Annotated in this window: 22 protein-coding genes and 1 tRNA gene; 19 read left to right on the top strand and 4 right to left on the bottom strand. The window is 63.8% G+C overall.

Annotation, left to right across the window (positions count from 1 at the left end):
* Positions 1-36 precede the first annotated feature (36 nt).
* A complete protein-coding gene (locus AAG612_RS02595; protein ID WP_342506973.1) occupies positions 37-552 on the top strand; it encodes a peroxiredoxin-like family protein in 516 nt (171 codons plus the stop codon).
* 35 nt (positions 553-587) lie between these two features.
* Here the strand turns inward: AAG612_RS02595 and AAG612_RS02590 are convergent, their stop codons facing one another.
* Positions 588-1046, bottom strand: coding sequence for a universal stress protein (locus AAG612_RS02590; RefSeq protein WP_342506971.1), 459 nt, complete (start codon positions 1044-1046; stop codon positions 588-590).
* A 163-nt stretch (positions 1047-1209) separates the two neighbouring features.
* Between AAG612_RS02590 and AAG612_RS02585 the strand changes: the two genes are divergently transcribed.
* From AAG612_RS02585 to AAG612_RS02560, 6 genes are all read left to right on the top strand, one after another.
* On the top strand, positions 1210-2535 hold the full coding sequence (locus AAG612_RS02585) for a pyruvate dehydrogenase complex dihydrolipoamide acetyltransferase (protein WP_342506969.1): 1326 nt from the start codon (positions 1210-1212) through the stop codon (positions 2533-2535).
* Entirely contained in the window at positions 2532-3056 is a 525-nt protein-coding gene (locus tag AAG612_RS02580; protein WP_342506966.1) for a hypothetical protein, read from the top strand. The genes AAG612_RS02585 and AAG612_RS02580 overlap by 4 nt, the downstream gene beginning before the upstream one ends.
* Positions 3057-3146: 90 nt before the next feature.
* Positions 3147-3566, top strand: coding sequence for an acyl-CoA thioesterase (locus AAG612_RS02575; RefSeq protein WP_342506964.1), 420 nt, complete (start codon positions 3147-3149; stop codon positions 3564-3566).
* Between the two features lie 158 nt (positions 3567-3724).
* Entirely contained in the window at positions 3725-5137 is a 1413-nt protein-coding gene (gene lpdA / locus AAG612_RS02570; protein WP_342506962.1) for a dihydrolipoyl dehydrogenase, read from the top strand.
* Between the two features lie 40 nt (positions 5138-5177).
* The gene (locus tag AAG612_RS02565) at positions 5178-5528 is read left to right on the top strand and encodes a hypothetical protein (protein WP_342506960.1); all 351 of its coding nucleotides are present in this window, start codon (positions 5178-5180) and stop codon (positions 5526-5528) included.
* Between the two features lie 39 nt (positions 5529-5567).
* The gene (locus AAG612_RS02560; protein ID WP_342506958.1) at positions 5568-5759 is read left to right on the top strand and encodes a hypothetical protein; all 192 of its coding nucleotides are present in this window, start codon (positions 5568-5570) and stop codon (positions 5757-5759) included.
* A gap of 34 nt (positions 5760-5793) precedes the next feature.
* Here the strand turns inward: AAG612_RS02560 and AAG612_RS02555 are convergent, their stop codons facing one another.
* Positions 5794-5949 carry a DUF1328 domain-containing protein gene (locus AAG612_RS02555; RefSeq protein ID WP_342506956.1) on the bottom strand — a complete coding sequence of 52 codons (156 nt, stop codon included), beginning with the start codon at positions 5947-5949 and terminating at the stop codon, positions 5794-5796.
* Between the two features lie 157 nt (positions 5950-6106).
* Here AAG612_RS02555 and AAG612_RS02550 point away from each other — a divergent pair, with 157 nt between their 5' ends.
* Positions 6107-7312 carry a glycoside hydrolase family 6 protein gene (locus tag AAG612_RS02550; RefSeq protein WP_342506954.1) on the top strand — a complete coding sequence of 402 codons (1206 nt, stop codon included), beginning with the start codon at positions 6107-6109 and terminating at the stop codon, positions 7310-7312.
* Here AAG612_RS02550 and AAG612_RS02545 read toward each other — a convergent pair.
* The gene (locus tag AAG612_RS02545; RefSeq protein WP_342506952.1) at positions 7309-8397 is read right to left on the bottom strand and encodes a LacI family DNA-binding transcriptional regulator; all 1089 of its coding nucleotides are present in this window, start codon (positions 8395-8397) and stop codon (positions 7309-7311) included. The two genes, AAG612_RS02550 and AAG612_RS02545, sit on opposite strands and share 4 nt — an antisense overlap.
* 129 nt (positions 8398-8526) lie before the next feature.
* Here AAG612_RS02545 and AAG612_RS02540 point away from each other — a divergent pair, with 129 nt between their 5' ends.
* Both AAG612_RS02540 and AAG612_RS02535 read left to right on the top strand, forming a co-directional pair.
* Positions 8527-10998, top strand: a complete 2472-nt coding sequence (locus AAG612_RS02540; RefSeq protein ID WP_342506950.1) for a glycoside hydrolase family 3 protein — start codon at positions 8527-8529, stop codon at positions 10996-10998.
* A 37-nt stretch (positions 10999-11035) separates the two neighbouring features.
* Positions 11036-13672 carry a TonB-dependent receptor gene (locus AAG612_RS02535; RefSeq protein WP_342506948.1) on the top strand — a complete coding sequence of 879 codons (2637 nt, stop codon included), beginning with the start codon at positions 11036-11038 and terminating at the stop codon, positions 13670-13672.
* A gap of 128 nt (positions 13673-13800) precedes the next feature.
* On the opposite strand, the gene AAG612_RS02530 is transcribed toward AAG612_RS02535, so the two are convergent.
* Positions 13801-13890, bottom strand: a tRNA-Ser gene (locus AAG612_RS02530).
* Between the two features lie 226 nt (positions 13891-14116).
* Here AAG612_RS02530 and AAG612_RS02525 point away from each other — a divergent pair.
* From AAG612_RS02525 to AAG612_RS02485, 9 genes are all read left to right on the top strand, one after another.
* A complete protein-coding gene (locus AAG612_RS02525) occupies positions 14117-15142 on the top strand; it encodes a lytic murein transglycosylase (protein ID WP_342506946.1) in 1026 nt (341 codons plus the stop codon).
* Entirely contained in the window at positions 15126-16220 is a 1095-nt protein-coding gene (locus AAG612_RS02520) for an SPOR domain-containing protein (RefSeq protein ID WP_342506943.1), read from the top strand. The genes AAG612_RS02525 and AAG612_RS02520 overlap by 17 nt, the downstream gene beginning before the upstream one ends.
* A 71-nt stretch (positions 16221-16291) precedes the next feature.
* On the top strand, positions 16292-17455 hold the full coding sequence (locus AAG612_RS02515) for a D-alanyl-D-alanine carboxypeptidase family protein (protein WP_342506941.1): 1164 nt from the start codon (positions 16292-16294) through the stop codon (positions 17453-17455).
* Positions 17452-18111, top strand: coding sequence for a dTMP kinase (gene tmk, locus AAG612_RS02510; RefSeq protein ID WP_342506939.1), 660 nt, complete (start codon positions 17452-17454; stop codon positions 18109-18111). The genes AAG612_RS02515 and tmk overlap by 4 nt, the downstream gene beginning before the upstream one ends.
* Complete coding sequence (locus tag AAG612_RS02505) at positions 18108-19067, top strand: DNA polymerase III subunit delta' (RefSeq protein WP_342506937.1); 960 nt, start codon at positions 18108-18110, stop codon at positions 19065-19067. Before tmk ends, AAG612_RS02505 begins: the two co-directional genes overlap by 4 nt.
* On the top strand, positions 19060-20634 hold the full coding sequence (metG, locus tag AAG612_RS02500) for a methionine--tRNA ligase (RefSeq protein WP_342506935.1): 1575 nt from the start codon (positions 19060-19062) through the stop codon (positions 20632-20634). The genes AAG612_RS02505 and metG overlap by 8 nt, the downstream gene beginning before the upstream one ends.
* Positions 20634-21428, top strand: coding sequence for a TatD family hydrolase (locus AAG612_RS02495; RefSeq protein ID WP_342506933.1), 795 nt, complete (start codon positions 20634-20636; stop codon positions 21426-21428). Before metG ends, AAG612_RS02495 begins: the two co-directional genes overlap by 1 nt.
* On the top strand, positions 21425-22192 hold the full coding sequence (locus AAG612_RS02490; RefSeq protein WP_342506931.1) for an MBL fold metallo-hydrolase: 768 nt from the start codon (positions 21425-21427) through the stop codon (positions 22190-22192). The genes AAG612_RS02495 and AAG612_RS02490 overlap by 4 nt, the downstream gene beginning before the upstream one ends.
* Entirely contained in the window at positions 22189-22356 is a 168-nt protein-coding gene (locus AAG612_RS02485; RefSeq protein WP_342506929.1) for a hypothetical protein, read from the top strand. Before AAG612_RS02490 ends, AAG612_RS02485 begins: the two co-directional genes overlap by 4 nt.
* Positions 22357-22461 lie beyond the last annotated feature (105 nt).

Here is a 22461-nt window from a genome sequence, read left to right as displayed (position 1 = left end):
GCCTTTGCCGTTGAGCGGGCAAAGGAGAATTCCCCCATGCTAACCCCCGGTCAGCCAGTCCCCGATCTCGACCTGCACCTCACCATCGATGCCCGGTTCCAGCTCTCCAAGCAGAAGCCGGACGCCTTCACCATGCTGGTGTTCTATCGCGGCAAGCACTGCCCGATCTGCAAGAAATATCTCGAGGAACTCGGCAGCAAGCTGGACAAGTTCACCGCGCTGGGCGCCACGCCCTTCGCCATCTCGATGGACAGCAAGGACCGGGCGATGGTCGCGCACGAGGAGTGGGCGACTCACGATCTGCCCCTGGCCTACGATCTGTCCGAGGAACAGGCGCGCGAGTGGGGACTGTTCCTCTCCACCAAGCGCGACGGCAGCGACGAGCCCGAGCTTTTCTCCGAACCGGGACTGTTCCTGATCAAGCCCGACGGCACGCTGTATTTCGAGGAGGTGCAGAGCGCACCCTTCGCGCGGCCGCCGCTCGACGAGATGCTCAGCGCGATCGAATTCGTGCTCGAGAACGACTATCCGGCGCGCGGAACGGCGGTTTAGCTGTCGGAGGCGGATCGGGAGGCCTTGGCTTGAGGCTAGGCGCTCGCGATCCGGTCCACATCCTCGATCGCCATCGCGCCCGGCAGGATCACCAGTGGGCAGGGCAGGGTGCCGGTATGCGCACTGAAATGCGTCACCAGCGGTCCCGGAGGGCCATCCGCCGCCGCGCCCAGCACCAGCGCAAGCACATCCGGATTGTCAGCGAGGTATTCGCGCACGATGCGGTTCGCCTCGCCCACCTTCACCGCGATGCTGGGCATCTTGCCGCTTTGCGTGAACACGTTGCCTGCTGCGCTGGTCGCAATCGCCTCCGCGCGGTCGCGCGCTTCCTGCTCGATGGTTGCCTGCACCCCGCCGAAAGCATTGAAGTTCTGCGGTTGCACGATAGCGAGGATCTGCACGGATCCGCCGCTCTCTTCGGCCCAGCCCATAGCGAAACGCAGCGCTTTGCGCGCCTCGTCGGTTTCGTCGATGATGACCAGATATTTGCCCACGTTCGTTCTCCCGTCCCCGCTTTCGGCACATATTCGTCGCTGTGGCAAGGCGCTTGCCCTGTCCGGGCAAATTGGCCAAAGCGGCGCAGAACATACCATGCCGCTACGGCGGGGGCCGATCCCCGCCTGACGCAACGCTGACGCAATCGCAGGACACGCCTTTATGCCAACGCCGATCAAGATGCCCGCGCTTTCGCCAACCATGGAGGAGGGCACGCTGGCCAAGTGGCTGGTAAAGGCCGGGGATACCGTCTCGGCAGGCGATCTACTGGCCGAGATCGAGACCGACAAGGCGACGATGGAATTCGAAGCTGTGGACGAAGGCACCATCGCCTCGATCGAGATCGAGGAAGGGACCGAGGGTGTCGCCGTCGGCACCGTCATCGCGATGATGGCAGGCGAGGGCGAGAGCGTGGAAGACGCCGCCAAGGCTGCGCCCGCCAGCGACTCGGGCAAGGACGACAAGCCCGCGCCGAAGAAGGACTCCGCTGACAAGGACTCCCCTAACAAGGACGAGGGCAAAGCTCCGGCAGAACCCGCCAAGGCGCAGCCGCGCGCCGATGCGGAGCCGCAGCAGGCTCCCCCCGCGCCCCAGAAGGATGGCGATCGCATCTTCGCATCGCCGCTTGCCCGCCGGATCGCCGAGCAAAAGGGCGTGGATCTCGCGAGCATCAGCGGAAGCGGCCCCAAGGGGCGGATCGTCAAAGCCGACGTCGAAGGCGCCGAGGCCGGCAGGCCCGCCAATGAAGCGAAGTCCGGCGCGGTCGCAGGCCCCGCAGATTCCTCGCTGGACGGCGATGCACCGTTCGAGGAGGAAAAGGTCTCCGGCGTGCGCAAGGTCGTCGCCAAGCGGCTTACCGCGGCCAAGCAGGAGGTGCCGCACTACTACCTCAGCGTCGATATCAACCTCGATGCACTGCTCGCGGCGCGCAAGGATCTGAACGCGATGCTGGAGGCCGAGGGCGTCAAGCTCTCCGTCAACGATCTGCTGATCAAGGCGCTGGCCAAGGCGCTGATGCGCACCCCGCAGGCGCATGTCAGCTTCCAGGGCGACACGCTCCACCGCTACAACCGCGCCGACATCAGCGTCGCGGTCGCCTCGCCCAAGGGCCTCATCACCCCGATCATCCGCGGCGCGGATCGCAAGAGCCTGGCCGAGATCGCGACCGAGATGAAGGAGCTTGCGGGCAAGGCGCGCGAAGGCAAGCTGCAGCCGCACGAATACCAGGGCGGTACGGCCAGCATCTCCAACCTCGGCATGTTCGGGATCAAGCAGTTCGACGCGGTCATCAACCCGCCGCAGGGCATGATCATGGCGGTCGGCGCGGGCGAGCAGCGCCCGTGGGTCAAGGATGGCCAGATCGTGCCCGCCACCGTGATGACCGCCAGCGGCAGCTTCGATCACCGCGCCATCGACGGTGCCGAAGGGGCGCAGCTGATGGAAGCGTTCAAGCAGATGTGTGAGCAACCGATGGGCATGATGCTATGAAAACCGGCATTGCCGTAATCGCCGCGAGCGCGCTGGCGCTGTGCGCGTGTCAGCAAGCCCCTGCCGACGGCTCGACCGAAACGCCTGCGCCCGAGGAAAGAACCACGGCGCCCGCCGATATCGCGGTGCCTGCCGAAACGGTCCCCGAAGCGCCGGGATCGACCGATCTGGGCTACGCCGGCCCGATCCCGATGCCGATCCGTGTCGGCACCAACGGCGCGGACATGGATTCCTGCGCCAGCTACGGGGAAGTCTCCGGCCTGAACCCGGATGGCGACAATTACCTTGCGGTCCGCGACGCGCCGAGCACGCAGGTGAAGGAACGCAACCGGATCGGCAACGGCCACGGCGTGCATGTCTGTGCCGAGGAAAAGGGCTGGTACGGCATCGTCTACGATATCGAAGGCGACAGCGGAATCGATTGCGAGGTCGACAGCCCGGTCGAACAGCCGCGCAACTACACCGGCCCCTGCGCGCAGGGCTGGGTGAGCAAGAAGTTCGTGACGATCGTGGCGGGGTAATGATGGCAGACTCCCTATCCTCCTCTCCCCTTGTGGGAGAGGTTAGCCCAGCTTGCTCGCATAGCGAGGTAGCGAAGCTTGGAGAGGGGCATGACTGAACGCGCCCCCCAGATCCGCGTCACTGCGATGCCGACCGACATGAATCCCTACGGGGGCGTGTTCGGCGGGTGGCTGATGAGCCAGATGGCGCTGGGCGCAGGTTCGCTCGCGAGCCGCGAAGGGCAGGGCCGCGCGAATGTGGTTGCGGCGAGCGATTTCGGCTTCCCCGCCGCGATGGCGCTGGGCGACGAGCTGAATATCTATTGCGAGATCGTGAAGGAGGGGAACACCTCGATCACCATCGCCGCCGAGGGCATCGCCCGCGCGCGCCATGGCGAGGAAACCAAGCTGGTGTGCAAGGGCACCTTCGTGTTCGTGCTCGCCGACGACGACGGCAATCCGCGCCCCGTTCGCATGCAGGCCGCCGCGGCGCGGCCGGTGCCGGAACCGACGCCGAGCTATGATGGCTGAGGCGCTGTCCTACATCCATCGAAACGGCAATGATGGTGCGATGCCGACCGCAAGCCCCATCCAGCGCCGCCAACCATTTTCCGCCACCAAAAAGGTGGCACGTTTTTAGCCCCTGAACACTGTGTCAGGTGTGTCAGACAAACCAGCAAGAGGCTTCCATGGCTGAGAAATACGACCTTATCGTTCTGGGTTCCGGACCGGGCGGCTACGTCGCCGCGATTCGCGGGGCGCAGCTGGGGCTGAAGGTCGCGATCGTGGAGCGCGAGCTGCTCGGCGGGATCTGCCTCAACTGGGGCTGCATCCCGACCAAGGCGCTGCTGCGCTCGGCCGAAATCCTGCACTATGCGCAGCATGCCAAGGATTACGGCCTGAAGATCGCGGGCGAGATCGAGGCCGATCTGGACGCGGTGGTGAAGCGCAGCCGCGGCGTTGCCAAGCAGCTCAACCAGGGCGTCACGCACCTGATGAAGAAGAACAAGATCGCGGTGCACATGGGGGAGGGCACGCTGACCGGCCCGACCTCGCTCACCGTCAAGGGCGAGAAGGGCGAAGAGAAGCTCGAAGCCAAGCACATCATCGTCGCCACCGGCGCGCGGGCGCGCGATCTGCCCTTCGCCAAGGCCGACGGCAAGCGCATCTGGACCTATCGCCACGCGATGACGCCGAGCGAGATGCCCAAGAAGCTGCTGGTGATCGGCAGCGGCGCCATCGGGATCGAGTTCGCCAGCTTCTACAATGACATGGGCTGCGATGTGACCGTGGTCGAAATGCTCGACCGAATCGTACCGGTTGAGGACAAGGACGTTTCCGCCTTCCTCCAGAAGAGCCTCACCAAGCAGGGCATGACGATCATGACCGGCGCGGGCGTGGAAGACATCAAGGCCGATGCCAAGGGTGTTAAGGCGAAGATCAAGGATTCGAAGGGCAAAGTCAGCGAAAGCGACTTCACGCACTGCATCGTCGCCATCGGGATCGTGCCCAACACCGAGAATATCGGGCTCGAAAAGCTTGCCGCGATGGATCGCGGGTTCATTCAGGTCGACCCCTACGGCCGCACCAAGAGCAAGGGCCTGTGGGCCATCGGCGATTGCACTCCGGGTCCGTGGCTGGCGCACAAGGCGAGCCACGAGGGAGTGACTGCCGCCGAAGCCATCGCGCAGGAACTGGGCAACAAGGATGTCCACCCGCACCCGCTCGACCGCAACAACATCCCTGGCTGCACCTATTGCCACCCGCAGATCGCCAGCGTGGGCCTGACCGAGGCGAAGGCGAAGGAAGCAGGCTACGAGGTCAAGGCGGGCACCTTCCCCTTCATCGGCAATGGCAAGGCGATCGCGCTGGGCGAGGCGGAAGGCTTCACCAAGACCGTGTTCGACGCGAAGACCGGCGAGCTGCTAGGCGCACACATGGTCGGCGCGGAAGTGACCGAGATGATCCAGGGGTACGTGGTCGGCAAAACGCTCGAAACCACCGAGGCCGAGCTGATGCAGACCGTCTTCCCGCACCCGACGATCAGCGAATCGATGCACGAAAGCGTGCTGGCCAGTTACGGGCGCGCGCTGCATATCTGACCAATTGCCGAGATTGCGGTCTGCGCAGGAAATTGGGGTGATGCTGAACGACAGGAGCGATTCCGCCATCATGGCGATTGCCGATCCGCTTATGGACAACCTGATGCAGGCATCGGACGATATCGATTTCGAACGGCATGTCCGCGATTTCACCCCTCGGCTAAAGGCGCTGGTCCGCGACGACGGGTTCGCGCGGGCATGCCGCGAGTTCCAGGGGCACTTCGGCAAGTATGGCGAGAGGACACCGGTCGCGATCTTCCGGCGCAAGGATCCGGTGGCTGTGGTCTGGAGGCAGTCATGCGAGGAATCGACGGACCAGCTGGTCGCCTCGATCAATATCGTCGAAGGGCCTGGGGATACGTATCTGGTCGATCACGCGCTGGTGTACTGACAGGGCGAAACCGTAGGCCGTCCCGGTCGTTACCTTCGCATGAGCGAACAGAACAAGAGCAAGACACCGCCACGCGGCGACAAACCGGATGGCACGAACGACAGCGAAGTGACGCGCGAACACCGGGCGCTGATGAACCAGAGTTCTACGAGCCCGGATGAGTATCCTGAGGAAGAGCGTGCCGCGCAGTCTCTGGTCGACAAAAGCAAACGGCGCGACCAGCCGGACTGATCGCGCCGCAAGCCAGTCGGTTTGTGCACTGGCGTCAGGTGTTGCGGCGCAGGAACGCGATGATCGCCAGGACGAGAAAGATGGCGAACAGGATGTAAGCGATATTGGTCGCCCCGCCCGCAATGCCGCCAAAGCCGAGTACGGCAGCGACGAGCGCGATGATGAGGAAGATGATGGCCCATTTCAGCATTGGAAAAATCCCCTTGTTGGTCATGGCGATATCCCGGGGATCACGGGATGGGCCCGCTTCAAACCTTTGTTAAGCCAGCGTGCAGGGTGCGCGCGAGCCGCTTGTCAGCTGTGCGCTGGCCTGCCAGATAGCCGCGTGGGTTGGGGAGGTGCGTTTCATGTCGCTCTTTCGGTCGATTGCATTCGCAGCGCTCGCGGTCGCCGGTTTCGGCACTTCTTCATCTGCACATGCTCAGTCGGCGTTGTACGTCGATCCCGAAAGCACCACGCTTGATGCAGCGGAGCGGCTCGATGGGCAGGCGCGACGCGATGCACTGGCGCTGGGCGCCATTTCTTCCGCAACATGGTTTACCCACGGGACGCCAGCCGAGGTGGAGAGCAAGGTCGCGCGATTGGTGGAGGCCGCCGCCGCCCGCAACGAGATGCCCGTGCTGGTTGCCTACAACATCCCCGGGCGCGACTGCGCGCTCTATTCCTCGGGCGGAGCGACAGGAACCGACGACTATCTCGCTTGGATCGAAGGTTTTGCGGCCGGCATCGGCGAGCATCCGGCACTCGTGGTGATCGAGCCCGACAGCCTCGGCATTATCCCCTGGTACCGCACGCTCGATGGCGAGCTGGAGAATTGCCGACCGAAAGGCGGCGAAGATGGCGAAGCTGCCGATGAGCGCTTTACCCAGCTGAGTGCGGCGGTGGAAACGTTTTCCGCCTTGCCCAACGCGCGGATCTATCTCGACGGGACGGGCAGCGGCTGGCTCGCTCCCGGTGAAGCCGCGAGCCGCCTGATCCGTGCGAACGTCGCGCGGGCCGACGGCTATTTCCTGAACGTCTCGAACTTCGAAAGCGACGCGCGCCTGCTCCATTATGCGCGCTGGATCAGCGATTGTCTCGCCCTCGTCACGGCCGACAAGATTCAGCCTGACGAATGTCCCAGCCAGTACCGTCCGGCAGATTTCGATGACACCTCGTCATGGGGGGCGACCGATGCAGCTTACGATGCGCTGTTCTCCAGTGCCCGGATGGCGCGAAATCCAGCGGCGCAGAAGCACGCAATCATCGATACGAGCCGCAATGGCACGGGATCGTGGGACCCGCCGGAAGGCAAATATGCCGATGCCGAAATCTGGTGCAATCCGCCCGATCGCGGGCTTGGCAGGAGGCCAACGCTCGACACGGGCAGCGCCTATGTCGATGCGTTTCTCTGGATCAAGATCCCCGGCGAATCAGACGGACACTGCTATCGCGGAACCGCCGGCCCGACCGATCCCGAGCGCGGCATGGTCGCGCCGCGTGCTGGCGGCTGGTTTCCCGAGCAGGCTCGCGAGCTGATCCGCAATGCGGTGCCGCCGCTGGACGAGAACTAGCCCGGCGGGGCCGTGGAGCCGCGCACGCACAGCTTATATCCGTGGGCACCCATCCGGGTCGGCGTTTGGGCGATCTCTTCGCCGCCGCCTTTCTTGCGGTCCGCTTCCAGCGCGGCAATCAGCCGATCGGTCGCATCCCACGCCATCTCGCTCACCGGCTGGCGCACGGTGGTCAGTTGCGGCCAGACCGTGCGCGACACTTCGGAATCGTCGAACCCGGCGATCGAGACGTCGACCGGTACGGATAGCCCGGCTTCGCGTACGACCGCCATGGCGGCAACCGCCATGTCGTCGTTCTGCGCGAGGATTGCGGTCGGGCGAGGGGTGCGGTTGAGGAGCTCCGCAGCGACCTCGTAGCCGATCTCGTAGGTGAAATCGCCGGTGACGACCAAACCATCATCGATGCTGACCCCGGCTTCTGCAAAGGCACGACGATAGCCCTCCATTCGGGCGGAGCTGGCCCCGTGCGAGGGATCGCCCATGATGATCCCGATGTGCCGGTGCCCGAGTTCGAGCAGATGCGCGGCGATCGCCTGTCCGGCAGCGACCTCGTCCATGGCCGCCACGATGCCTCGGTCCATCTCGCGATGCGGAGTGATCCGTGCGTAGGGCAGCTTCTGCCTGTCCAGCATCGCCAGCAACGCGTCCTGATCGCAGGCGGGCGGGGCGAGCACCACGCCGTCGAGTCCCGCGCGCATCAGTAGCCGGCCCAGTTCGTCCTGGCGATTGGCGACGTCGCGAAATGGCAGCACTACCAGACGGAAGCGCGAATCTTCGAGACGCGAGAGCGCGCCGTTCTGCAATTCGACGACATAGCTGGGGCTGGGGCGCTCGTAGGTCAGCCCGATCAGGAAGCTGCGCCGCGCGATCAGGCTCTGCGCCGCGATGTTGGGATGGTAATCGAGTTCGTCCGCCGCCGCCTGCACCCGTGCGCGGGCATCTGCGCTGACATGCGGCGCACCGTTCAGCGCACGTGAAACCGTCTTGATCGATACACCGGCGAGCTCGGCGACGTCGGTGATCGTAGATCGCTTAGAAATAGCTGAATCTCCAAGAAAGCGCGCCGATAGCCCGATTGGCGGCATTTGTCGACGCGCTTGCTCGGCACGCCGCTTGACTCGTTCCAATGGTCGACGGTAAACGCTGTCAGGAACAACGGTAAACGTTGTCTGATTTGGGAGGGATATCCGGTGCGGCTTCGCAGAGCTACATTCATGTCAGGAGCAATTTCGGTCGCACTGTGCGCAGGGCTGGCAACCGGTCCGGTCACGGCACAGCCCAATCCACAGGCCGTTGCCGACCCATCGCAGTGGCCCTCGCAACCCGCTCCGATCGAGGTTGATGAAACGGTCGAGCAGCGGATCGACGCGTTGATCGCAGCAATGTCGCTCGAACAGAAAGTCGGCCAGATCATCCAGGCCGATATCGGAAGCGTAACGCCCGCCGATGTAAGCCGGTTTCACCTCGGTTCGATCCTCAATGGCGGCAATTCCACGCCTACCGGGGAATATAATGCTCCCGCCGAGCGCTGGCTGAAGGCCGCCGACGACTTCTATGCCGCATCGATGAAGCGCGATGGCGACCTGCCGCGCATCCCGGTAATCTGGGGCAGCGATGCGGTCCACGGGCACAACAACATCGTGGGTGCGACGCTGTTTCCGCACAATATCGGTCTGGGTTCGGCGCGCGATCCGGAGCTGATGCGCCGTATCGGCGAGATTACCGCGATCGAGATGCGGGTGACCGGGCTCGACTGGACCTTCGCCCCGACACTGGCGGTGGTGCGCGACGATCGCTGGGGCCGGACTTACGAAGGCTTCGGCGAAACGCCCGAAATCGCCACATCCTATGCCGCGCCCATCATCGAGGGGCTGCAGGGCAAGATCGGTGACGAAGACTGGCTTCGCGGTCCGCATATCGTTGCGACCGCCAAGCATTTCCTCGGTGACGGCGGCACTGCTGGCGGCAAGGACCAGGGCGACGCACGGATCGACGAGGAGGGGCTGCGCGACTTGTTCAGCCCGCCCTACCTCCCGGCGATCGAAGCCGGTGTGCAATCGATCATGGTCAGCTTCTCGAGCTGGAACGGTGCGAAGATGCACGGCAACGAGTCGCTGCTGACTGGCGTGGTCAAGAACCGCTGGAATTTCGACGGGTTCCTCGTCGGGGACTGGAACGGCCACGGCCAGATCGCGGGTTGCTCGGCGACCGATTGCCCGCAGTCGGTGAATGCCGGGCTCGACATGTTCATGGCGCCGGACAGTTGGAAGGGGCTGTATCAGTCCACGCTGGCAAATGCGCGTAACGGCACGCTTTCGATGGATCGCCTCGACGATGCCGTACGTCGCATCCTGCGCGTGAAGCTGCGCGCCGGACTGTTCGAGGCGGGCAAGCCTTCGTCGCGGCCCTATGCGGGCGAATTCGAGCGACTGGGCAGCGCCGAACATCGCGCGGTCGCGCGCGAGGCGGTGCGCAAATCACTGGTGCTGCTCAAGAACGCGAACGGCGTGCTTCCGCTCGACTCAGGCGCCAACGTGCTGGTCGCGGGCGACGGGGCGGACAATTTTACCAAGCAAACCGGTGGCTGGACACTGACGTGGCAGGGCACCGGCACGAAACGGTCGGACTTTCCCAACGCGCAGACCATCTGGGGCGGTATCGAGGAAGCGGTCCAGCAGGCGGGCGGAACCGCCACGCTCTCGCCCGACGGTTCTTTCTCCAGCAAACCCGACGTCGCGATCGTGGTGTTCGGCGAAGATCCCTATGCAGAATTTCAGGGCGACCGGCCCGATGTCGGTTACGACGATGCAGAGAGCCTGGCGCTGCTTCGCTCGCTCCAGGCCGATGGTATTCCGACGGTATCGGTGTTCCTGTCGGGGCGCGCGATGTGGGCGAACCCCTTCATTAACGCGTCGGACGCATTCGTAGCCGCCTGGCTCCCGGGGTCAGAGGGTGGCGGCGTTGCAGATGTGCTGTTTGGCGAGGCGGAGTTCACCGGCAAGCTGCCCTATAGCTGGCCGAAATCGAGCGACCAGACCGCGCTGAACGTGGGCGATGCAATTTACGATCCGCTGTTCCCCTACGGGTTTGGCCTGACCAGCGACAAACCCGGCGATCTCGCACAGCTGCCGGAGGATCGCGCGTCCGCCGCGCCGGTCGATACCAACGTGCTGTTTGCTGCCGGGCGCGCTGGCGAAGGACGGCAATTGCTGATCGGCGCCCCGGGTGCTCTTGCGACCAATCCGGGGCCCGACCTCATCACGATGGAGCGCACAGACCACAAGGCGCAGGAAGATTCGGTACGCTTGCGCTTTAGCGGCGCGGGCAAGGCGGTGGCTGCGATCGTGCAGGACAGCCCGATCGACATGCTGCGGCAGACCAACGGCGATCTCGCCCTCGAGCTCGTCTTCAAGGTCAATGCTGCACCTACGGCGGACGTCAATCTGCTGATGACCTGCGGAGATGGGTGCATGGGCGGTTTCCCGTTCGGCACCGTCCTCTCGCGAGCGGCACAAGGAGGCCAGTGGACCCGCCTTGCGCTGCCTTTGAGCTGTTTTGAACAAGCGGGCGTCGACATGGGCCGTGTCGAAGCGCCGTTGATGCTGGTCACCGAGGGCCAGCTCGACCTCACTCTCTCGTCGGCACGTATCGTCTCGCCGTCGGGCGGCCAACTCACATGTCAATAAACACAATCCGCAAAGACGGATCGTAGGGGAGGACACTATGACCAAAGCAAATTTTGCCGCGACGTTCACCACCATGTTGCTGTGCTCCGTCGCCGCCATGCCAGCGCACGCCCAGACGGCTGCGGCAGACGATCAGACGCCAGCCACCGCGCAGGATCCGGATGATGATGACAATGTCATCATCGTTACCGCGAACCGCCGCGAAGAAAGCATGCAGGATGTGGCGGGGGTGGTTCAGGCCCTCGATGCAGACCAGTTGCGGCAGGACGGGATCAGCGAACTGCGCCAGCTTCAGGTTGCGGTGCCGGGGCTGAGCATCGCCAATCAGGAAGGCAACGTCGAGATCTTCATTCGCGGGGTGGGCTCCGCGAACAACACCGAGCTGGGCGATCCGGGCGCCGCACCGCACCTCAACGGTGTCTACATTCCGCGCCCCCGCGGGCTTGGCCTGATGTTCTACGACCTCGAGCGGGTCGAGGTGAACAAGGGACCGCAGGGCACCCTTTACGGGCGCAACGCGCTTGCCGGAACGCTCAACATCATCACCGCCAAGCCCCGGCTCGGCGAATATAGCGGCTATGCACAGGCAGAAGTCGCCAATCGCGGGTCCTACGGCGCCGAAGGTGCGCTCAATATCCCGCTGGGCGATACCATGGCGATGCGCGCCGCCGGATATTACATCAATCGCGACTTTGGCTTCCGCAACGCCTCGACCGGTGTGGAGGCGCGCAAGCTGAAGCCGGCAGGTCTGGAAGAGAACTATGCCGGTCGCCTCTCGCTCCTGTGGGAGCCCAGCAGCCGGCTCAGCCTCTCGATCGTGGGCGACTACGGCAGGGAAACGGGTACCGGCTATCCCGGCGCGAACATCTTCTCGGCCGTTCAGGCCACCGGATTGCGGCCCGACAAGCTCAATATCAAGGACGTCGTCTATCGCGGAATGCAGGGCGACATGGAGAACGAGCTGTGGGGTGTGCAGGGCACGCTGGCCTACGATTTCGGCACCTTCACCGCTGAACTGAACGGCAGCTATCGCTCGGTCGACTTCTATCAGGCCAACGCCAGCAGCGAAGGCATCGCCTATCCCGGCCGCGATCTGGACGCGGTCGAATACGACAACTTCTCGAACAACTTCTGGCAGTCGAGATCCCAGAGCCAGGTGTACGAGCTGCGCCTCTCTGCCAACGACGATCAGCGCCTCCGCTGGAATGCAGGCGGGTTTTACTTCAAGGAAGACCAGCAGGTCGGTTATCTGGCGCTCGCCGATCGGGGCTACTGCTGCTATTCGGGCACCGAATTCACGATGCCGGACGTCGATGGCGAGAGCTACGCGTTCTTCGCCGACGGAACCTACGACGTCACCGATCGCCTGCGTGTCTTCGCCGGGCTGCGCTATACCGAAGAAGAGAAGTCGCGCTATGGCATCGGCGGCAACTGGGCGCTGACCCTGGGCGGCGAGAACTTCTCCTGCTGCTTCGGCACGCGCTTGGGGACCGAAGGGTTCCGCCCCGCGCTGCTCGATCGACCCAATTTCGACGTCAGCGGGATCAACACCCCGCAGGGGCGCGCGCAGTTCCTGGTAGAAGGCATTCTCACGCCCGGTCTTCGCGATACGCTGATCGACCAGATCGGTGCGATTGCCGATGGCACCAACCCGAATGGCACCTGCATCGACCGTCCCGATATCGACAATGGCTTCGTGGAGTGCCCGACCGGTTTCAACGGCGGCTTCAGCTTCGTCGAACTGACGATCCCCGACCAGCAGGTCGGCCAGTCTGCGTTCGACTTTGTCGACTGGCGGGCCGGCGTCGAGTTCGATATCAGCCCGGACAACATGCTCTACGCCAAGGTTTCGACCGGGCATAAATCGGGCGGCTTCAACGACAGCTTCAACGGATCGACGATTCCCGAATCCTTCCGCCCGGAATCGCTGATCGTTTACGAGGCCGGCAGTCGCAACAGCTTCGATGCGTTCGGACGGCGTCACATTTTCAACCTGACCGGCTTCTACTACGATTATACCGATCAGGTTTTCCAGGATCTGACCTGCATCAACCTCGACGAAACGCAGACCCCGCCGGTGTGTAATGGCTACTCGCTGGTCAACCGCAACATCGGCGAATCGCGCATCTACGGCGCCGAGGCAGAGCTGAAACTGCGACTGCCTGCCCACTACTCGCTGGACCTGAACGCAGCCTATCTCGACACCAAGATCACCAAGGGCGTCGTCGCCGATGCCCGGGCGCAGGACTTCGACGCCGGGGGCGAATCGCCGCTGACGAGCCTGGTCGGCAACCGCCTGCCGCTGGCGTCCGAAATGAACGTGAGCGCGCGCCTATCGCAGTGGTTCGATGTCGGTCCGGGCCGGTTCGACTGGCAGGCGCTGCTGAACTATCGGTCGTCGTACTTCCTCACCCAGTTCAACGAGAATGACATCGTCTTCCTCGATGGGACGCGCCAGACTGCACTGGAGGCCGGCTTCCCCGATCGCCAGCCTGGCTTCGTGACGCTCAACCTGGGTGCGGGCTACACCGTCGGAAACTTCCGGCTGGAAGCCTGGGCAAGCAACTTCCTCGACGAGGAAGTGTCGCAAAAAGCGCTGGTTGGCTCGTCGCTCAACATCCGCTTCCTTAACGATGCACGGACCTACGGCTTGCGGGCCCGGGTAACGTTCTAGGAGCCGATCAGGGTCGCAGGACCCGTTGCGGGGCCGCTGTTCGTCAAGGCGAGCTGCGGCCCCGCATTCGTTTCGGGCCAAAGCTCGGGGGCGACCGGGGCACAGGTTTTCAACGCTGTTCGGGATGCTGGCGGACAGGGTGGGATTCGAACCCACGGTGAGCGTAAACCCACGGCGGTTTTCAAGACCGCTGCCTTAAACCACTCGGCCACCTGTCCTTCGAGCACAGTCGGCTAGCGCCGAACGGCGGTATTGTCACCTTCGGTGACGTCTACGGCTGCGCCTTCGACTCCAAGACCGCTGCCTTAAACCACTCGGCCACCTGTCCTTGCCGCGAAGCCGGCTAACGCTTCGACCCGCAATTGTCACGCACAGGCACGCTTAGCGCAATTCACCACGGTAAGTCATTGGCGAGCAACCTTGGTTGTGACAGATATCCCACCCATGAGATTTTCACGCCCAATGATCGCCCTTGCGGCGTGCCTCGCCACTGCAACGATATCCGCTGCGCCCGCTGCGGCGCAGGACATACCGTTCGATGCCTATATGCAGCTCGTCATCGCCAAGGCGCGGGCGCAAGGCGTGAGCGAGGCGACGATTGCGCGGATGACCGAGGGTCTCACGCCCAACCCGCGCGTGATCGAGCTCGATCAGAGCCAGCCCGGTTCGTCCTCGTCGCCCGGCTATCCGCCCTTACAACGCTACATCGACCGGCATGTCGACACGGCTCGGATCAATGGCGGACGCGCGGTCTACAACGAAACCGCGCGGCTCCACGGTCCGATCCGCCAGCAATATGGCGTTCCTGCCGAAATCATCATCGCGATCTGGGGGCACGAGACCAATTACGGCGGCTATCGCGGGAATTTTGACCTCTCGCGGTCGCTCGCCACGCTGGCGTGGGAAGGGCGTCGGCGCGAATTGTTCGAAAGCGAGTTCATTGCGCTGCTGAAGGTGGCCGACAAAGGCTACTCGCGCGACCGACTGGTGGGCAGCTGGGCCGGAGCCTTCGGTAATCCGCAGTTTTTGCCGAGCGTGTATCTGCGTCTCGCCACCGATGGCGATGGCGATGGGATGGCCAACATCTTCACCAACCAGGCCGATACGATGGCGTCCATTGCCCGCTATTTCCAGGATGCGGGCTGGCGGCCCGGCATCCCTTGGGGGGTGAGGGCAAGCGTGCCTTCAGGCTTCAACGTCGATGCCTATCGGACCGAACTGGTCGCACCGGTCTGCCCGCGCGTCCACGAGCGGCACAGCCAGTGGAAGACCGTGGCCGAATGGCGCGATCTGGGCGTGACGCCGTATAACAGCCTGCCGTCCGACACTCTGGTCAGCCTGTTCCAGCCCGACGGGCCGGGAAATCCTGCCTGGCTGTTAACCTCAAATTATCGCGTTATCCTCGAATATAACTGCTCCAATTACTACGCGATGAGTGTGGGGCTGCTAGCCGATGAGATTGCCCGGTAAGGTACATAAGTTTGCGATAGCTTTCGGGCTGCTCGCATCGCTATCCGCCTGTGCGGGCGGATCGGGCGATTACGATCTTGCGCCTGCATCGGATTATTACGCGGTCGAGCAGGCCCGCCCCACGCCCAATTCGGCGGTAAACGGCCCTCAGGCCGATTATCCGCAGGTGCTGGGCGAGCCTTATCTGGTCGACGGGCAAACTTTCGTCCCTGCCGATCTGCTGAGTTACGATGCGGTCGGTTACGCCACGCTCGACATGATCGATGCGCGCGGAGTGACCGTCTCGCACAAGACACTACCGCTGCCGAGCTATGTCGAGCTGACCTCGCTCGATAGCGGGCGGACCATCCTTGCCCGCGTCGAACGCCGCGGGCCCATGACCACGAGCCGGATCGTCGGGCTGTCGCAAGGTGCGGCGCGAGAGCTTGGGGTGGGCGAGGGGGCTCCGGTCCGGATCCGCCGCGTCAATCCGCCCGAGTTCGAACGCGCGGCGCTGCGCTCCGGCAGACCGGCAGGCGACCGCCTCGATACGCCCGACACGCTGATCTCGGTGCTGCGCAAGCAGCTTCCGGCTGCAGGTTCGGCCAGCCTCGCTTCGCAGGGGCCCAACGCCTCGGCACGCAGGCCCGGGCAATTCGATGAAGCGTTCGCGGAGATCGAGCCCGGCCCTTCGACAGCCGTCGCGGACAGTTTTGAAGACTACGAGGCAGCGCCGCCGACTCGGCCATCCTACGCACTGGCTCCGATCGGCGAGTTGCCGACGGGGGCGAATGGTCGGCCCGCTCCGGTCGAAGTCGCGCGCATGCCTGCAACCCGGCAGCCGCCCCCCCGGGCAGCGCCCCCTCAGGCAGCTCGGCCAGCGGCACGCGCCGGCCGTTACGTCATCCAGGTCGCTTCTTTTTCGGGTAGAGACAATGCGATAGACGCGGCCGATGATCTGAGCGGCTTCGTCGTGCGGTCGGGCGAGTATCTCCGGGTCCGGATGGGCCCCTACGCCACCCGTGGAGAAGCCGAGGCTGCCCTCGCCAAGGCCCGCAGCTCCGGCTATAGGGATGCCTATATAGACACGAGCGATTAGCCGCCTGCCATCGCCGGGCGGTGGGCCCCACACGGGCCGAAGCAGGAGCAGCGACATTGCAGGCACGACGGGTGAAGCGACACCATAGGGCGGGTATTCCCGCCTCGATGGTGGCCGCGCTGGCGCTGTTGGTGCCGACAACACTCTATGCCCGGCCCACGCCGCCTACGCCCGAGCAGGCACCGATCGCGTATCTGATCGATCTTTCCAGCGGCCAGACGCTGTATGCCCGTGACATAGACCGGCGGTTCGTCCCTGCTTCGATCACCAAGGTGATGACCACGCTGGTCGCATTCGACATGCTGGACAGTGGAAAACTGCGCCGCGACCAGCGCATGCCCTATCGCGACGAGACCTTCGAGGAATGGCACCAGAAGGGGAGCACCCTGTTCCTGCCAGCCCGGGCGCGCCCTACGGTGAACGAGCTGCTGATCGGGATTACCACCGTCTCCGCAAACGACGCATCGGTCGTGCTGGCCGAGGGCGGCGGGGGCAGCGTTGCCGAGTGGACCGATCGGATGAATGCCACCGCGCAAGCGATCGGTATGCACGATAGTCACTTCAGCACGCCGAATGGCTGGCCGGATGAAGGCCGCACCTTCACCACCGCGCGCGATCTGGCGCGTCTGGCGGAGCGGATCCTGCGTCGCCATCCGCAACTGTTCGGCTATTATTACGGACGATCCGGCCTCAAGGCCTATGGCATCGCGCAGGACAATCACGATCCGATCACCGGCAGGGTCGATGGGGCGGACGGTTTGAAAACCGGCTATACCGATCAGGCAGGTTACGGCTTTCTCGGCACCGCGGAACGCGACGGGCGGCGCCTGGTCATGGTGGTCGCGGGCGCCGATCGCGGGAGCGAACGCAACCGTGCTTCGCGCGATTTCATCGAATGGGGTTTCGAAGCCTTCGACAGCCAGCTTCTGGCAAAGAAGGGCCAGGCTGCAGCGGTGGCGCAGGTTCAGAACGGGGTGACGGACGAGCTGGCACTGGTTGCCGCACAGGATATTCGCGTGGCCTTGCCGCGGGGCGACAATGCCAAGCCGACGCTGACCGTGCGCTATGACGGCCCGCTGCGCGCACCGATTGCCAAGGGCGAGGCAGTTGCCACGCTGGTGATCGCGGTGCCTGGTATGGAGCGCTCGACCCTGCCGCTCTATGCCGCACGCGATGTCGAGGAAGCGGGTGTTTTCCGCCGGATCGCCAATGGCTTCAAAGGGCTCTTCCGGTGAACGAAACCTCGACACGCCATTCGCTCAAAGCTCGTTTCATCGCCTTGGAAGGTGGGGAGGGCGTGGGCAAATCCACCCAGGCCAAACGACTGGTGGCTGCCTTGGCAGAGCGTGGTATCGAGGCTGTCCTCACGCGCGAGCCGGGCGGGACCAGCGGGGCAGAGATGATCCGCAAGCTGCTGCTCGAACCGCCGGGAACGGGTTGGGGCGTACAGGCCGAGGCGCTGCTGTTCGCGGCCGCACGATCGGACCATGTGGCCAAGGCGATCAAGCCTGCGCTGATGGCAGGCAAATGGGTCGTGTGCGACCGGTTCGTCCTGTCGAGCCGCGCCTATCAGGGCCTTGCCGGAGGGCTGGGCGACGAGGAAGTTCGCACGCTCCACCGGATTGGCAGCGGTGGACTGGCTCCGTGTCGGACCATCCTGCTCGAAGCCCCCGGAGATGATGTCGCCGAGAGACTGCGGATGCGCGACGGGGACGAGGCCGACGCGATCGGCGGACGCAATGCGAAGTACCACGCCGATGTGGCGCGCGGTTTCGCAGGGCTCGCGCAGGGCGACGACAGCATCGTGCAGATCGATGCCTCGGGCAGCGCAGACGATGTGCATGCAGCCGTCATGCGCCAGGTCGAACCCTTGCTTGGCGTGGAGACGTGACCGGGGCGAACGCGCCCCAATGGCGCGAATGGCGCGCAGCACTCGCCAGCCCCCGAATGCATCATGCGTGGATTCTTGCCGGGCGCAAGGGGCTGGGCAAGCATGAATTCGCCCTCGCCGCCGCCCGCGAACTCGTCGCGATGGGCCGGGACGCCCCGGTGTCCGACAACGATCCCGACGTCCAGTTGCTGACGCACCTGCCCAAGGACGACAAGGAAGCGAAGAAGGCCGAGAAGGGCGAAGCTTTCGAGACCAAGCGCAACATCGCGATCGAGCAGGTGCGAAGCATGCAGGCGCGGCTCAACACCCGCCCGACGCTGGGCGAGCGGCGCGCGATCATCATCAATCCGGCCGACGATCTGGAGCGCAATGCCGCCAATGCTCTGCTGAAGAGCCTGGAGGAACCGCCGCAGGGTACGTTCTTCCTGCTGGTGACGCACCGTCCCGGCCTGCTGCTACCCACCATTCGCTCGCGCGCGCGCATCCTGCGCTTCAATGCGCTGCCGACCTCGCAGGTCGAGGAGGTTCTGCGCAGCCAGACCGACATAGCCGACGCTGCCGATATCGCGCTTGCCGCGCGGGCCAGCGGTGGTGCGCCGGGGGCAGGGCTCATGTTCCTCGAGCAGGAGCTCGGGCCCGCAGAAGCGTTGATGCGGCGTATCGTGATGGAGGGCGACCCCGACTTCGTGCTGCGCGGCAAGCTGGGCGAGGAAATCGGGGCGCGTCCAGACCGCAACAGGCTCGCGACCACGCTCGATCTGGCGCGCACGGTGCTGGCACAAAGACTGGAACAGCTGGACCACGTTCACATCCCTGCGCTGGTCGAGGCGCATTCGCGGCTCGTCACCATTTCCGGGCAGGCAAAAAGCTACAATTTCGACCCCGGTTTCCTCGCAATGGAAATCGGCACCTTGCTCGCCTCGGCTGCCACGCATAGAGCCCCCGCCAATGGCTGATCCTTACTATATTACCACCGCGATCCACTATCCCAACGGCAAGCCGCATATCGGCCATGCTTACGAGACTGTGGCGGCGGATGTCATCGCCCGATTCCAGCGGCTCAAGGGCCGCGATGTTCGCTTCCAGACCGGCACCGACGAGCATGGCCTAAAAATGGCGCGCAAGGCGCAGGACGAGGGCAAGACGCCCCGCGAACTCGCCGACGAGATGAGCGCGCATTTCCAGCGCCTGTTCGACCTGCTGAACATCTCCTACGACCGCTTCATCCGCACGACCGAGCCCGATCACCACACCGCCAGCCAGGCGCTGTGGCGCAAGATGGAAGAGCGCGGCGACCTCTATCTCGACCGCTACGAAGGCTGGTACTCGGTCCGCGACGAAGCCTTCTATGACGAGAAGGAGCTGGTCGAAGGGGAAGGGGGGGAGAAGCTCTCCCCGCAGGGTACGCCGGTCGAATGGACCAAGGAGGAAAGCTGGTTCTTCCGCCTGTCGAAGTACCAAGACAAGCTGCTCGACCTCTACGCCTCGCAGCCCGACTTCATCCAGCCCGACAGTCGCCGCAACGAGGTGATGCGCTTCGTCGAAGGCGGTTTGCGCGATCTTTCGGTCAGCCGCACCAGCTTCGACTGGGGCGTGCAGGTGCCGGGCAACAAGGACCACGTGATGTATGTGTGGGTCGACGCGCTCACCAACTACATCAGCGGCCTTGGATATCCGGAAGAGGGCGCGGACTGGAAATACTGGCCTGCCGACCTCCACCTGATCGGCAAGGATATCGTCCGCTTCCATACGGTCTATTGGCCCGCCTTCCTGATGAGCGCGGGCGTGGAGCTGCCCAAGCAGGTGTTCGGCCACGGCTTCCTGCTCAATCGCGGGCAGAAGGAAAGCAAGTCGCTCGGCAATGTCACCGATCCGACTGTGCTAGCGGACCAGTTCGGCGTCGATGCCCTGCGCTATTTCCTGATGCGCGAAATCGCTTTCGGTCAGGACGGCAGCTATTCGCCCGAGGCGATCGTGACCCGCGCCAATGCGGAACTGGCGAACAGCTTCGGCAATCTGGCGCAGCGTACGCTCTCGATGATCGCCAAGAATCTCGATGGCGAGTTGGGCGCGTATGATCCCAACGGCGACGACAAAGCGCTGCTGAAGACGGTGCAGGATGCCGTTCGCAAGTATTTGCCACAAGAGTTTGAAAAGCTGGCATTCTCGGTCGGTATCGATGCGTGGATGAAGGCGGTTTACGCCTGCAACCAGTATGTCGACGAACAGGCTCCGTGGGCGCTCAAGAAGACCGATCCGGATCGCATGCGCACCGTGTTGCAAACGCTGTTCATCGCGCTTCGCGACCTCGCCATCGCGATCCAGCCTGTCATTCCGGAGAAGGCGGGCCAGCTGCTCACCATGCTAGGAATTGCCGAAGACGCGCGCACCCACGCCGATCTGGCCGACGAAGGCTGGTACGGCGCGCTGATCAAGACCGGATATCGCGTGCCCAAGCCCGATCCGCTGTTCCCGAGGCTGGAATTGCCGGAGGCGCCTGCGGAAGATGGGGAGGCCCGCTGATGCTGATCGATAGCCACTGCCATCTCGAATACGAAGGCCTGGTCGAAGATCAGGACGCCGTTCTGGCGCGGGCGCGCGATGCGGGCGTGCAGGGCTTCCTCAACATCTCGACCAAGCAGGCCGAGTGGGACCAGGTGGTCGCCACTGCCGCGCGCGAAACCGATGTGTGGGCGAGCGTCGGCATCCACCCGCACAACGCCGATGATCATGCCGATCTTGCGCGCGAAACGCTGCTGGAGGCGACGCGTCACCCCAAGGTGGTCGGGATCGGCGAGACAGGCCTCGACTATTATTACGACAAGTCCGACCGCAGCGTACAGCAGGCGCTGTTCCGCATGCATATCGATGTGGCGCGCGAGACCGGACTGCCGCTGATCATCCATACGCGCGACGCGGAGGACGACACTGCCGCCATTCTCGAAGACGAGATGGGGAAGGGGGCTTACCCCGCGCTGATCCACTGCTTCACCGCCTCGGCCGGGTTCGGTCGCCGCGTGCTCGAACTAGGCCTGTCGATCTCGATTTCGGGGATCGTCACCTTCAAGAACGCCAGGGATCTGCAGGAGGTTGCCAAGGTTATCCCAGCGGATCGCCTGCTGGTCGAAACCGACAGTCCGTTTCTTGCGCCCGTGCCGCATCGCGGCAAGACCTGCGAACCCGCCTTTGTCGCCAATACCGCACAATTCGTGGCCGAATTGCGTGGCACAAGCGTCGACGAACTGGGCGAGCAGACCACCCGCAATTTCCACGATCTGTTCTCCAAGACGAAAGCGACCCAAAGGGAAGGGGCGTGAAGGTCACGTTGCTCGGCACGGGTACGTCGACCGGCGTTCCGCGCATAAATGGCGATTGGGGTACGTGCGATCCTTCCGAACCGCGCAACCGCCGTTCGCGGGTCGCGATCGTGGTCGAGAACGATGCCGGTAGCCGCGTGCTGGTCGATACGCCGCCGGACCTGCGCGATCAGTTCCTGCGGTGCGGCATCGACAATATCGACGGCGTCTTCTGGACGCACGACCACGCCGATCATTGCCACGGCATCGACGATCTGCGCTCGCTGAGATATGGACGCAGCGGGCCACTACCGGGCTATGGCGTGGAGGAAACCGTCCGCAGATTGCGCGCGCGCTTCAGCTATGTCTTCGCAGGCGAACATGGCTATCCGACGATCGTGAACCTCGAAGTGCTCGACCGGCTTCGGTTGTTCGCTGGCTTCACCGTCGACTGGACGGTCATGCCGCATGGCCCCGCAAAAAGCACTGGCTTCCGCTTCGGATGCGATGGGAAGTCCATAGGCTATGCCACTGATTTTAGTGAAATAACTTCAGAGATGGTGGCGTTGTTCAAGGGCACCGACCTGTTGGTGTGCGATTGTCTCCGGCGTGAAGAGCATCCGACCCATGCCAACCTCGCCATGGCGCTCGACCTCGCGAAGCGCTGCGGTGTCGGCAGGATGGTTCTGACGCATCTCGATAAAAGCATGGATTACAGGACTTTATGCGGCGAAGTTCCGAAGAATGTGATTGTCGGCTATGATGGGCTAACGGTTTCGCCATGAACCAGTTCGAAGTGATCCAGATCATCGCATTGGTTGGCTGGCTTGTTTTGGCTGTGAGCGCATTCGCGTCGTTTCGGCTCAACTGGAAGACATCGCTCCGCCATGCGTTGATTTGGGCCGTGATCATCACGGCATTGATGCTGCTGGTGACGACGATCCAGTAGTGTGGCGTCGAGCCCGCCCCGACAAACACCTTTTATTTTACATAATATATATTATCCATCTAAAGGATATGCTGACGGTCGGGCACGGCGCTCCTATGCCCTCTT

It is taken from the genome of Citromicrobium bathyomarinum (assembly GCF_038594605.1).
Taxonomy (GTDB): domain Bacteria; phylum Pseudomonadota; class Alphaproteobacteria; order Sphingomonadales; family Sphingomonadaceae; genus Alteriqipengyuania; species Alteriqipengyuania bathyomarina_B.
This window is presented reverse-complemented; position numbering and strand designations above follow the sequence as displayed.